At 74.9% G+C, this 12,833-nt stretch carries 10 protein-coding genes; 3 read left to right on the forward strand and 7 right to left on the reverse strand.

The features are described 5' to 3' along the window. Positions 1-46: 46 nt before the first annotated feature. Complete coding sequence (locus tag ACWDBB_RS09695) at positions 47-1,144, reverse strand: DUF4419 domain-containing protein (protein WP_449789060.1); 1,098 nt, start codon at positions 1,142-1,144, stop codon at positions 47-49. Between the two features lie 87 nt (positions 1,145-1,231). Continuing rightward, complete coding sequence (locus ACWDBB_RS09700; protein ID WP_449789061.1) at positions 1,232-2,317, reverse strand: prephenate dehydrogenase; 1,086 nt, start codon at positions 2,315-2,317, stop codon at positions 1,232-1,234. Positions 2,318-2,717: 400 nt separating this feature from the next. On the opposite strand from ACWDBB_RS09700, the gene ACWDBB_RS09705 reads away from it, so the two are divergent. The 3 genes from ACWDBB_RS09705 (at position 2,718) to ACWDBB_RS09715 (ending at position 6,919) form a co-directional block, all read left to right on the forward strand. After that, positions 2,718-4,919: a DUF4139 domain-containing protein gene (locus tag ACWDBB_RS09705; protein WP_449789062.1), complete on the forward strand. Its 2,202-nt coding sequence runs from the start codon at positions 2,718-2,720 to the stop codon at positions 4,917-4,919. Positions 4,920-4,922: 3 nt separating this feature from the next. Next, a complete protein-coding gene (locus tag ACWDBB_RS09710) occupies positions 4,923-6,470 on the forward strand; it encodes a mucoidy inhibitor MuiA family protein (RefSeq protein ID WP_449789063.1) in 1,548 nt (515 codons plus the stop codon). 86 nt (positions 6,471-6,556) lie between these two features. After that, the gene (locus tag ACWDBB_RS09715; protein ID WP_449789064.1) at positions 6,557-6,919 is read left to right on the forward strand and encodes a DUF952 domain-containing protein; all 363 of its coding nucleotides are present in this window, start codon (positions 6,557-6,559) and stop codon (positions 6,917-6,919) included. Positions 6,920-7,158: 239 nt separating this feature from the next. Here the strand turns inward: ACWDBB_RS09715 and ACWDBB_RS09720 are convergent, their stop codons facing one another. From ACWDBB_RS09720 to ACWDBB_RS09740, 5 genes are all read right to left on the reverse strand, one after another. After that, the gene (locus ACWDBB_RS09720) at positions 7,159-8,166 is read right to left on the reverse strand and encodes a helix-turn-helix domain-containing protein (RefSeq protein WP_392922884.1); all 1,008 of its coding nucleotides are present in this window, start codon (positions 8,164-8,166) and stop codon (positions 7,159-7,161) included. Positions 8,167-8,576: 410 nt separating this feature from the next. Then, complete coding sequence (locus ACWDBB_RS09725) at positions 8,577-9,782, reverse strand: pseudouridine synthase (RefSeq protein ID WP_449789065.1); 1,206 nt, start codon at positions 9,780-9,782, stop codon at positions 8,577-8,579. A gap of 62 nt (positions 9,783-9,844) precedes the next feature. Further along, entirely contained in the window at positions 9,845-10,438 is a 594-nt protein-coding gene (gene scpB / locus ACWDBB_RS09730; protein ID WP_449789090.1) for an SMC-Scp complex subunit ScpB, read from the reverse strand. 356 nt (positions 10,439-10,794) lie between these two features. Then, positions 10,795-11,676: a segregation and condensation protein A gene (locus ACWDBB_RS09735; RefSeq protein ID WP_449789066.1), complete on the reverse strand. Its 882-nt coding sequence runs from the start codon at positions 11,674-11,676 to the stop codon at positions 10,795-10,797. A gap of 524 nt (positions 11,677-12,200) precedes the next feature. Further along, positions 12,201-12,821 carry a hypothetical protein gene (locus tag ACWDBB_RS09740; RefSeq protein ID WP_449789067.1) on the reverse strand — a complete coding sequence of 207 codons (621 nt, stop codon included), beginning with the start codon at positions 12,819-12,821 and terminating at the stop codon, positions 12,201-12,203. Positions 12,822-12,833 lie beyond the last annotated feature (12 nt).

The following is a 12,833-nucleotide window of genomic DNA, read 5'->3' on the forward strand; positions in this document are numbered from 1 at the left end:
CCTGATCAGTCCCTCCCGACCAGTCGGTACCGACCATCCCCGGCCGCTACCCCGCCGCCTCCAGGACCGCCGTCCCCAGCCGCGGCCGCAGGTACTCCCCGTCCCGTTCGACCCCGAGGACCCCGCCGACCAGCACCATCGGCACCTCCCGCCCCAGCACCTCCCACACGAACGGCACGCTCGACAGGTGCGACGGGAAGTCGTTCACCTCGAACGCCCCCTGGTGGTACTCGCGACCCGCCGCCTCCCGCCAGTCGAAGGAGCGCCGCAGCCTGGGTCCGTCAGGCGTCTGGGTGTGGGCGAGGAAGGCGGTGAGCCAACCGGTCACCCGCGGCCCTCCGGACATCTCTCGCCACTTGAACAGCGAGCGCCAGAACTCCTCGTCGACGGGACCGCCGGCCGCCGTCGCGGCGATCTCGTCCACCACCGGCCGCAGCTGCGCGAACCATGGCGCCAGCCAGCCGAAGCGTCGCGCCAGCGCGCCCACCCCGGCCGCCAGCCGCGCCCAGTCCCCGGCCGTGCCCTCCAGCCGCACCCGCGGGATCCCGCAGCGGGTCTCCCAGCGGAAGTCGTAGTACGGACTGACCACGTCCATCAGCGCCACCAGCGCCGAGGAGGCGTCGTCCGGCGTCGTGGTGGAGAAGTCCGGTCGGAACAGGTCCACCAGTTCCGCGCCCACGGCCGCCGCGAGCGGCTCCCGCACCAGTCGGACCGATCGCGACCAGTCCGGCTCCGACCAACCCGCCGACGGCCCTGCCAGGGTGTCGTCCCGCACCACGATCGGGCCCCGTCGCCCGCCGACGGCGCCGAACAGCGCCCGGTAGCGCGGCGGGTACATCCGTACGTGCACCGCGACCTCGTGCACCACCGCGTACCAGAGCACGTCCGGGGACAGGCTCAGCGGCAGGTGCTCGGCGAACGCGGCGTGGGCGGCCCGCAGCAGCAGGCTGAAGGTCGGCTCCGGCTCGGCGAAATCCGGGTACGGCGGTACGGGCCGGAGCCGCTCGTACATCACCTCGACGCTGCGGTGGCGGATCAGGTGCCCTCCGCCCAGTACCGCCCGCAGGAACCGCTCGTTCCCGAGGTCCACCAGGTCTCCGGCGCACCTGTGCCTGGTCTCAGCCAACGGCAAGTCGATGATCACACCCGCTCCCTCCCCGGAACGCCCCACCGCGGAAACGTCTGCCCCGGACACGTCTGCCCCGGACACGTCCGCCCCGGGCTCGGCGACTCAGTCCCGGACGCTCCAGCCGCTCGCCCGCAACGCCTTGGTCAGCCGCTTCACCGCCGTCGGCGCCACCGACAGCTGGACGAAGCCGACCTGCTGCCCGGTCGAGTGCTCGATGACGACGTCCTCGATGTTGACCCCGGCGTCGCCGACCTCCCCGAACAGCCGGCCCAGCTCGCCCGGCTGGTCGCCCAGTACGACCGCCACGGTCTCGTACCGGGTCGGCGGCGCGCCGTGCTTGCCGGGGATGCGGGCCTGGCCGGTGTTGCCGCGCCGCATGACCGCCTCGATCCCGGCCGCGCCCGCCTGGCGCTCGCTCTCCTCGACCGCCTCCATCGCGCGCAGCGCGGTGACCGTCTCGCCGAGGTCGCGGGCGACCCCCTCCAGGACGTCCGCGACCGCGCCCGCGTTGGCGGAGAGGATGTCGACCCACATGCCGGGGTTGGAGGCGGCGATCCTGGTGACGTCGCGCACGCCCTGGCCGGAGAGCCTTATGGCGGTCTCGTCAGCGTTCTCCAGCCGGGCCGCGACCAGCGAGGAGACCAGCTGCGGGGCGTGCGAGACCAGGGCGACCGCCCGGTCGTGCTCGGCCGCATCCATCACGATCGGCACCGCTCCGCAGAGCGCGACCAGTTCCAGCGCGGCGTTGAGCGTCTCGGTGTCGGTGTCCGCGGTCGGGGTGAGCACCCAGGGGCGGCCCTCGAAGATGTCGGCGCGCGCGGCCAGCGGACCGGAGCGCTCGCGGCCGGCCATCGGGTGACTACCGATGTAGTGGACGGTGTCGCAGCCCAACTTGGCGATCTCGCTGCGCGGTCCGGCCTTCACACTTGCGACGTCGGTGTACCAGTGCGCCAGGTTGCGGCGCTGGCAGTCGGCGAGCACGCTGCCGACCAGCGCGGGCGGGACGGCGATGATCGCCAGGTCGACCGGGCCGTCGACCGGGTCGGTGATGCCGGCGCCGAGCGACTCGGCGGTGCGGGCCGCGTCCGGGTCAGCGTCCTCCAGATGGACGGTCAGCCCGCGAGCGGTCAGGGCGAGCGCGGCGGAGGTGCCGATCAGTCCGGTGCCGACGACGACGGCAGTGCGCATGGCGGGTCGCTCTCCTCATCACGATTCTCGACAGGTGCCGGAACCGTCCGGGAGCACCCGCGCCCCATCCTCCCTCATCAACCGCGCCGAAGTCCCCACCCGGCGCCCGGCAACCGGGACGACGGTCCGGCAGCTTGCGGCGCTGGCAACCGCGACGGGCCCGCCCCCGTCCCACACAGTGCACTCATGCCGCACCGGAAATCCTGCGACGCCCGCCCCCGAGCCGGGCAGACTGGCCGCCGGGGGAAGGCAACGGACAGGCCCGAACCCGCGCGGCACGACCAGCGGCCAGCGTCAAACGGCAAGCGGCAAGCGGCAAGTAACAAACGGCACGCACGAGCGACAAGCGACGAACGACGAGCGCCACGCGGCGGGCGACACGCGAACGAAGGGGTTGCGCATGGACGATCAGCACAGCGGCCGGAGCGGGCAGACGAAACCGCCGGCCGTACCGGCCCACCCCTCGGTCCTGGACTCCGTCGTGGTGTACGCCGAGGGCGCGGTGTGCCGCCGACGGACCACCGTCCCGCTCCCGCCCGACGGCCGGCTGCGGCTGACCGGCCTGCCCGCCGCCCTGGACGGCCGCTCGCTGCGCGCCCGGGTGCTCGCCGGACCGGCCGGCACCGCGGTCACCGAGGCCCGGCTGGAACGACTCGCCGAACTCCGCGAACCGAACGAACTTCCGGAACTGCAGCGGGCCCTGGACGAGGCCGCCGAGCGCCGCAGCGCGCTCGCCGAGCGCCTCCGACTGGTCCTGGCCGCGATCACCGAGACGGCCGCCCTGCGCGCCGTCCCGCCGCAGCGCCGACGCGACGAACCGCTGCGCCGCACGCCCGCCGACGCCTGGCTGGAGCTCGCCGACTTCGTCGACGAGCGGCTGGCCCGGCTGCAGGAGCGCGCCGAGGGGCTCACCCAGGAGCTGGAACTCGCCGACCACGAACGCGACCTGGCCGCCGACCGGCTGGAGCGGGCGTCCACGGCCGATCGGGCCGACGCGGTCGGAACCAGCACCACCGTCCTGCTCACCCTCACCACCGCAGGCACCTCCGACGCCACCGCGGCGGACACCACCGAAGGCGCCGCCCCCGGCAGCGACCACCTCGACCTGGAACTGGAGTACGGCGTCCCCGCCGCCCGCTGGGTGCCCGCCTACCGGCTGTCCTACCGGACCGGCTCCGACACCGCCCACCTGGTCCTGCGCGCCGCCGTCGCCCAGCGCACCGGCGAGGACTGGACGGGCGTGCGCCTCGCCCTGTCCACCGCCGACCTCGACCGCCGCACCGACCTGCCCCGGCTCGCCTCGCTGCGGATCGGCCGTAGCCAGCCCGCCCCGCCGCCCTCCGGCTGGCGGGAGCCCCCGGCCGGCCTGACCGACCTCTTCACCGGCTACGACGCGGCCGGCTCCGACCGCCCCGCGCCGCGCCGCGCGCCCCATCTCGACCTGTACCGCCCGATCGCCGCCGCCGCCGTGGCCCCGACCCCTTCCCCCGTCCCGGCCACCGCCCGCTCCGCCCGTCTCGGCGGCGCCCGTCCGGGCGGTCCCCGGGCCGAGGCCTTCGCGGCCGACGAGCAGATCGCCCCCGCCGCCGGACCGTACGGCGGCGGCCTGCTGAGCGCCGACCAGCCGATGCCCGCGCCCCCGGGCGCCCCCGGCGGCTTCGCCGGCTACGGCGCCCCGCCACCGCCCCTGGCCCCTGTCGCCCCCTCGGCGCCGCTGCCGAAGGCCCCGGGCGGCCCCCCGCCCACGGAGACCGGCCTCGCCCCGGACGCCGCCCTGCTCGACTACCCCGACCTCGTCCTGGCCGGCCCCCAGGAGCCCGCCGGCCGGCGCGGCACCCTGCATCCCCGCGCCGAGCGGACCGAGCGCGCGGAGGCGTTCTGGACACCGCCCGGCGCCGGCGGCACCAGCCGGCTCCGTGACCTCGCCCTGCCCCGGCACGCCGTCCCGCCCCGCGAGTCGGCCGGCTCCTTCGACCACCGCTTCGACGCCGCCGCCCCCGCCGACATCCCGTCCGACGGCACCTGGCACACCGTCACCGTCGGCGAGATCCCGCTCGCCGTCCGGCCCGAGTACGTCACCGTCCCCGCCGTCGAGGAGAAGGTGTACGCGACCCTGGTGCTCGCCAACCGCACCGACCAGGCCGTCCTGGCCGGCCCGGCCGAGGTCACCGTGGACGACGAGTTCCTGCTGACCGCCGCCCTGCCCACCCTGGCGCCCGGCGGCACCCAGCGGCTGGGCATCGGCGTCACCGAGAGCATCGAGGTGGCGCGCCGCACCGAGCTGCACGAGTCCACCACCGGCGTGCTGAAGGGCAACAGCACCGTCCTCGACCACCGGGTGCACGTCCTGCTGGCGAACCGGCTCGGACGGGCCGTCACGGTGGAGGTCCGCGAACGGGTGCCGGTCACCTCCGACGCCGAGATCCGGATCGAGGAACGGGCCGACTGGCACGCCCCGACCGTCTCCACCCCGGACTGCCCGCCCAGCACCCGGCTCTGGCGGGTCGACCTGCCGCCGGGCGGCCGCACCGAACTGGACGGCGGCTACCTGATCAAGATCCCGGCCGGAAAGGCCATCGTCGGCGGAAACCGGAGGAACTGAGCGATGACCGTCGAGACCCTTCCCCTCCCCGTCACCGCCGTGACCTGCCTGGAGGACCGCAGCCAGGTCGAGCGCACCAGGACGGTCGGGCTCGCCGCGGGCGTGCAGCGGCTGCGCCTCGGCCCGCTCACCACCCTCGCCGTCGATCGCACCCTGCGCGCCGAGTCCGCCACCGACGGCGTCCGCGTACTGGACGCCCGGCTGGTGCGCAGCTGGATCCCGCGCGCCCCGCTGCCGCCCGGCCCGGAGGACTCGGAACTGCGCCACCGCCTGCACCGGCTGGACGCCGAGACCCGGCTGACCGACCAGACCCGGGCCCGGCTGGAGGCCCGGCTGGCCCTGCTCGCCCAGCTGTCCGCCGATCTCCTGCGCGAGATCGGCGAGGGCGCCGGCCTCGGCGAACTCGAACCCAACCGCTGGGCCAGGGAGCTCGGCCGGGTGGACGCCGAGCGGGAGCGCTACAGCGAGGAACTGCGCGCCACCCACTCCCGCCTGCGCCGCCTGGAGCAGGAACGCTCGCAGGCCCTGACCGCTCTGGACGAGGCCGAGGAGGAACCGGTCGAGCTGACCGCCCACCTGGAACTCACCGTCGAGGCGGCGCGGCCCGGCCCCGCCGAGCTGACCGTCTCCCACCTGGTGCCCTGCGCACTGTGGCGCCCCTCCTACCGGGCGACCCTGGACGACGGCGAGCTGCGCCTGGAGTCGGAGGCGGTGGTCTGGCAGCGCACCGGCGAGGACTGGACGAACGCCCGGCTCACCATCTCCACCGCCCGCTCCGCCCTCGCCGCCGCCCCGCCCGCGGTCGCCGAGGACGTCCTGGTGCTGCGCGAACGCACCGACGAGGAGCGCCGTACGGTCGAGGTCGAGCTGCGCGAGGAGGCGGTCGCCACCCTGGGCCCGGCCTCCGCGGTGCCGGGCGTGGACGACGGCGGCGAGGTCCGGGTGCTGCCCGCCCCCGCGCCCGCGACGGTGCCCTCCGACGGCCGCGCGCACCGGGTGCCGCTGGGCTCCTTCACCGGCCCGGCGACCGGCGAGTACGCCTGCGCCCCGGAGCTGTCCCCGCTGGTCACCCAGGTGGTCCGGTTCCGCAACGCGGCCGGACACCCCCTGCTGTCCGGCCCGGTCGAGCTGGTCCGCGGCAGCGGCTTCACCGGCCGCGGGGAGCTGCGCTTCACCGCCGCCGGCGCCGAGACCGAACTGTCCTTCGGCAGCTCGGACGGCTACCGCGTGGTCCGGGAGACCGAGGAGCGCCAGGCCACCGGCGGCCTCACCGGCCGCCAGACCACCATCCGGACGGTCCGGCTGCACCTGTCCCGCTTCTCCGGCCCGGAGGAGCGCGACGAGCGGGTCGTCACGGTGCGCGAGCGGGTACCGGTCTCCGAGGTGTCGGCGGTCGAGGTACGGCTGCGCAAGGAGGACTGCTCCCCGGCACCGGACTCGTTCGGCTCCGAGGGCATCGTCCGCTGGGACGTCCCGCTCGCCCCCGGCGCCCGGCGCACCCTCACCCTGGTGTACGAGGTGTCGGCCTCGGCCAAGGTGGCCGGGCTCTGACCGCTGCGGCCGGTCGGTGGCGGACACCGCCGTGGCGATGACGGCCGCTCAGGACCAAACCGGAGACAACGGGTAGAAAAGGAAGCATGATCCTCCACCTTGCTCCCCTGGACGACTGGCTGGCCGACCCCGGTCGCCCGTACGCCACCGCGTCGCTGCTCACCGACGGGTTCATCCACTGCTCGGCGGACGAGCAGACGGCGCTCGCGGTGGCCAACGCCTTCTTCGCCGACACCCCCGACCCACTGATGGCGCTGCTGATCGAGGAATCACTGGTGGAGCCGATGGTGAAGTGGGAGGCCCCGCACGGCGCCCCGCCGCCCGGGGCCACTCCCGGCGTGCTGTTCCCGCACATCTACGGGCGGCTGAACCGCACCGCCGTGGTCGGCCTGGAGAAGGTCGAGCGCGGCCCGGACGGCCGCTGGGCCTCGCTCAGCCCCTGGAGCTGACGGGGGCGCAGCCGGGAAAAGTTATGACTTTTCACGAGGATCCCGTGGTTCCGGCGGCTCCCACCGAACACACGGACCGCCACGGCTCCACGAACGGCCACAACCCCCGGGAAAAGTTATGACTTTTCACGAGGATCTCGTGGTTCCGGCGGCTCCCGCCGAACACACGGACCGTCGCAACACCGCGGACAACCACGCCCCCGCACCCGGCGCGACGCCAGGAATTGTCACAACATTCCCTACAGCCACCCCCGCTCCCGGGCCGCCATCCCGGCCTGGAAGCGGGTGGTGGCGCCCAGCGAGCGCATCAGGCTCTGGAGCCGGCGCTGGGTGGTCCGGGCGCTCCAGCCGAGCGACCGTGCGATCGACTCGTCGGTGAGCCCGGCCGCCAGCAGGCCCAGCAGCTTGCGGTGGTCGGCCTCCGGCCCCGACGGGGCGTCCCCGGTGCCGGCCTCCGCCTGCAACCGCACGGCCCGCTCCCATTCCGCCTCGAACAGCGTGTCCAGCGCCTGGAGCAGCGCCGAAGGGTGGATCACGTACGCGGCGTCCAGCACGCTGTCGCCGACGCTGATCGGAATGATCGCCATCCGGTCGTCCGAGATGATCATCTTCATCGGCAGCGTCGGCCGGACCCGCGCCTCCTCGCCGTCCGCGACGCCGACCAGGATGTTCTTCTCCAGCCGCCCCGGCCAGGCCACCGCCTCCCGGTCGTAGACCGTCCGGAACTTCACACCCTCGCGCAACCGCCGCCGCTGCAGGGGCATCGGCGCCACCGGGTCCTGGATGTACGGCGGGCGGTCGAAGCCGCGCACCTGGTACTGACTGGTCTCGGTGATGTGCTCCAGCCTCTGCGCGATCGCCTCGCCGCCCGTCAGCACCTCCACCGAGTGCGCCGGATCGGTGTACCGCGAGGCCTCCCGGAAGGCGTCCATCAGCCGGTGCATCTCGGCCCGGGCGTAGCGCAGTTCCGACTCCCGGTGGCCGATCAGGGTGCCGATCGCGACGTCCGGCGGCACCGGCAGGTAGCGGTGCCGGTCCACCGGAGCCCGGGTGGCCATGCCCTGCTGCGCCAACCGGTCCAGTGCGCGCACGCTCTGCTGGAACGTCAGCCCGCAGCTCTCCGCCAGTTCCTCCGCCGTGGACTGCGGGTTGGCCACCAGCGCCGCGTAGACCTGCCCGTCCGGCTCCGCCAGTCCCAGTGCGCCGAGGGCCTGTCCGCCGGCCCGTCCCAGTGCTGCATCGGACACGACGCCCTCTCCCCCTGCTCGCCCGTTCCCGTTGACCCTGTCCAGTCGGCCCGGCCCCGCCCCGACCCCGCGCGCGGCCTCGTACCTGCGCCGCCCCGTGCCGACGCGGTCCCGTACTGTCGCAGTCCCGCACTGGCGCAGTCCCGCCACACGGCGGGGTGGTGCTCCGGTGGCCATCCTCGGCCACGGATCATGACGCTGACAAGGCCGTGACCAGCGGTTGCGTCCCGGCTCACACGACTCGTCCGAAACGTGGACATCCGCTCCCGAACGCCCGCGTGCCACTCCCACCCCGGCCCACACCACCCCACCGCGGCTCCCACACCCGCCCCACACCCCCGCCCCCGACAACGCCGGAGCCCCCGGCCGCAGCGCGCGTGCGTCCGGGGGCTCCGGTGGAGCGGAAGGGCCTACAGGCCGACCTCGTGCATCAGCTGCCCGACCTCCGGGTTGGTCAGCCGGCGCAGCCAGCCCGACTTCTGGTCGCCCAGGGCGATCGGGCCGAAGTGGGTCCGCACCAGCTTCTCGACCGGGAAGCCGACCTCGGCCAGCATCCGGCGGACGATGTGCTTGCGGCCCTCGTGCAGGGTCACCTCGACCAGGTAGTTCTTGCCGACGTTGGAGATCACCTTGAAGCTGTCGGCACGCGCGTAGCCGTCCTCCAGCTCCACGCCCTGGGCGAGCTGCTTGCCCAGGTCGCGCGGGATCGGGCCCTGGATCGCGGCCAGGTAGGTCTTGGTCACGCCGTAGCGCGGGTGGGTCAGACGGTGGGCCAGCTCGCCGTGGTTGGTGAGCAGGATGATGCCCTCGGTCTCGGTGTCCAGGCGGCCCACGTGGAACAGCCGGGTCTCCCGGTTGGTCACGTAGTCGCCCAGGCACTGGCGGCCGTCCGGGTCCTCCATGGTGGAGACCACGCCGGCCGGCTTGTTCAGCGCGAAGAACAGGTAGGACTGGGTGGCGACGGTCAGGCCGTCCACCTTGATCTCGTCCTTCTGCGGGTCGACCCGCTTGCCCTGCTCGGTGACGCGCTTGCCGTTGACCTCGACCCGGCCCTGCTCGATCAGCTCCTCGCAGGCGCGGCGGCTGCCGACGCCAGCCCGGGCCAGCACCTTCTGGAGGCGCTCGCCCTCGGGCTCGCCGAAGGTCTTGGGCAGCTTGACGGCGGGCTTGTCGTGCCGGGCGAGGACGGCGTCCTCGATCTTGGCCTGGAGCTCGCGGGAGCGCTGCGGCTGACGGCGCGGGTCGCCCGGGGCACCCTGGCCCTCGCGACGCGGACGCGGGGCCGGGCCGGGGCGCCGGCCGGCGTAGCCGCCGCGGGCCGGGGTGGCGTTGGGGCCGCCGCCGTACTCGGGGCGGTCGTACTTGCGCTCCTCGGGCCGCAGCGGGCGGTCCGGGTAGCGCCGGTCGTCCCGGCGCCCCTCGCGCCGGTCGTCACGACCGTACGAGCCCGAACCCGAGCCGCCACGGCCGCTCCCACCACCGTAGGAACCCCCGCGCGCGCCCGAGCCGCCGCGGCCGCTGCCGCCGCCGTAGGAGCTGCCGCCCCGGCCCCCGCCCTGTCCGCCGCGGCCGCTCCCGCCGCCGCTGCTGTTCCTGCCGTTGCCACTGCTACGCATCAAAGTGTCCGTACGTCGTTCCGTCTGGGATGTGCGGTCGTTTCGGCCGACCTCACCGCCCCCTACCGATCGGGCCCGGCCCGACCGGCCTCGCCACTGCCGTCCGCGGCCTGCGCGGCAGCGGCGGCGACCGCCTCCGCGATCATCGTGCCCTCCAGGGACTCCGCTTCCACGTCGTCGACCTCGGGCAGGAAGGGAGCGAGTTCCGGCAGCTCGTCCAGGCCGCGGAGCCCCATCCGTTCCAGGAAGTAGTTCGTCGTCCGATACAGGATCGCACCTGTTTCGGGCTCGGATCCGGCCTCTTCCACCAGTCCTCGCTGTACCAGGGTACGCATCACGCCGTCACAGTTCACACCGCGGACTGCGGAAACCCGCGATCTGGACACCGGCTGCCGGTAGGCGACCACCGCGAGGGTCTCCAGCGCGGCCTGGCTGAGCCGGGCCTGCTGGCCGTCCAGGAGGAACCGGTCGACGGCCGCGGAGCAGGTGTCACGGCTGTAGAACCGCCAGCCGCCCGCGACCAGCCGCAGGTCGAAGCCGCGACCCTGGGCCGCGTACTCGGCGGACAACTCGCGCAGCGCCGCGGCCACCTCGGCCCGGGGCCGTTCCAGCACCCCGGCCAGCCGCTCCTCCGCCACCGGCTCGTCGACGACCATCAGGACGGCCTCCAGATCGGCCCGCAGCCCTGCGTCGGCGGGGCCCACGGCACCGGAAGTCGACGGGGCCGACTTCTGGTGCACGACACACACCTCCGCCCCGACTCCGGCGGCCTCCACGGACTCCGCCGGCTCGACCGACCCCACCGGCTCCACTCGCACCCCGGGCCCCACCGGCTCCCCGGGATCCCCGGGTCCCACCCGTACCCCGGGCTCCATCACCCCCGCCGCCCCCACGGCCTCCACCGGCTCCGGCAACAGCTCGAAGACCGGCTCCAGCCACTCGTCGGCCCGCGGCCGCCCCGGCAGCCCCAGCGGGCGCCGCACCGGCCGCCCGCCCTCGTTCCCGCCGCTCGTCACCGCTCCTCCTCCTCCTTGACCTCGCCGGCCGGCCGGTCGAACTCGTCCGTCACCTCGACCGCCACCCGCCCCTCCTCGGCCACCCAGCGCACCAGCAGCTCGCCGAGCGCCTCCGGCTGCTCGAAGGCGAGCACCCGCTCCCGGTACAGCTCCAGCAGCGCCAGGAAGCGGGCGACCACCACCAGGTCGTCCGGCGCGTCCTCGACCAGCCGCTGGAACGAGGCCTCGCCCAGCTCGGTGAGCAGCCCCACGACCAGCCCGGCCTGCTCGCGCACGCTCACCGGCGGGGTGTGGATGTGGTCCACGTACACGACCGGCGCGGGCCTGGGCTCCATCGCCTTGGCTGCCAGTTCGGCGAGCCCCTGCGGCCCGACGGTGAGCACGACCTCGGGAAGCAGCTCGGCGTGCCGGGGTTCCAGGGCGGCCGTCCGGGGCCGGCGCAGCAGCTCGGCCGCCCAGCGCTCGCCGAAGAGTGCCGCCGCCCGCTTGTACGCCCGGTACTGGAGCAGTCGCGCGAACAGCAGGTCACGGGCCTCCAGCAGGGCGATGTCCGCCTCGTCCTCGACCTCGGCCACGGGCAGCAGCCGGGCGGCCTTGAGGTCGAGCAGGGTGGCGGCCACCACCAGGAACTCGGTCGTCGCGTCCAGGTCCCAGTTCGGGCCCATCGCCCGGATGTGCGCCATGAACTCGTCCGTCACCGTGGCCAACGCCACTTCGGTGACGTCCAGCTTGTGCTTGGCGATCAGGCTGAGCAGCAGGTCGAAGGGGCCCTCGAAGTTGTCCAGTCGTACCCGGAAGCCGCCCCGCGACTCGTCCTCGGTCGATCTCACGGCAGTGGCGGCTGGTTCGGCGGTGCTGGGCATGGCGGTACTGGGCATGGCGGTCCATCTTCACCCGTCCCGGCCGCCGGCCCCGCCCCGGGGCCACCGACACGCCGTCCCGCCGGGCCCGGACCGGACGTCCACTCTGTACCCACGGGCCCGTACGCGGCCCTCGCCACGCGCTCCCGCCCCGACTGTCCGACCAACCGACTGTCCGACCGGACGACGGGCCGACTACCCGACGGACGGACCGTCCGACCGGCCGTCCGCCCGCAGAGCCCCGCCAAAGCCCCCCACGCCCCCAGGAACGGCCCCGCGGCACCCAACACGCCTTGGGTGCCCCGCGGCCCGCCCCGGCCCCGCCCCGCACCCCTGAGGCCTCTCGCCGACCCTCCAGCGTCCGCCGGTGCCGCCGACACCCGGCGCCCCACCGCTCGACCGGCGGCCTCCCCACGCCGAGCCCGCGGCCCCCTCGACGCCCGACGCGAACCCGCCGGCCGCCCTCCACACCGCGTACCACTCAGCGCCTGACGCTCAGCACGCACCACTCGGCACGCAACGCACCACGCGGCGCCGGCCGCCTACCGGCCGCGCAGCCGCCGAACCAGGATCGAGGCCTCGCCACGCTGCTCCAGGTCCGCCAGGACGACCGCGATGGCCTCCCGGACGATCCGCCCGCGGTCCACGGCCAGGCCGTGCTCCCCGCGCAGCACCAGCCGGGTGTGCTCCAGGTCCATGAGCTCCTCGGCGGACACGTACACCGTGATCTTCTCGTCGTGCCGCTCGCGCCCGCTGGGCCGGCGCGGCGCGCGGCCACGCGGCCGGGCACGTCCGGCGGCACCGGGCTGCTCCTCGGCGGCGCCCTGGTGCGTCCGGGGCCCCGGGGCGGAACCGGCACCGCGACCGCCCGAGATGCCCTTCCCGGCCGCGGCGGCGCCCGAGGCACCCACGGTGCCCGCAGTGGACGCGGGCCCGGCCGGGCCGGAGCGCTGAATGGGCGGCTGCGCGGCCACCGGCACCCCGCCGGCCGCCTGCTGCTCCGGCGTCACCTGCCGGTCGCCCCGGTCGCCCTGTACACCCTGGGTGCCCTGGGCGGACTCGGCGCCCTCCGCGCCGTCCGGTTGGCCGTTGACGGTCCGCGCGGTCTCCGGTCTGGATGCCTCGGCGGCCGGACGCGGCGCGAGGGAGGGCGACAGTGCCATCCCTCCCGTGGT

This window comes from Kitasatospora sp. NPDC001095 (genome assembly GCF_053598615.1).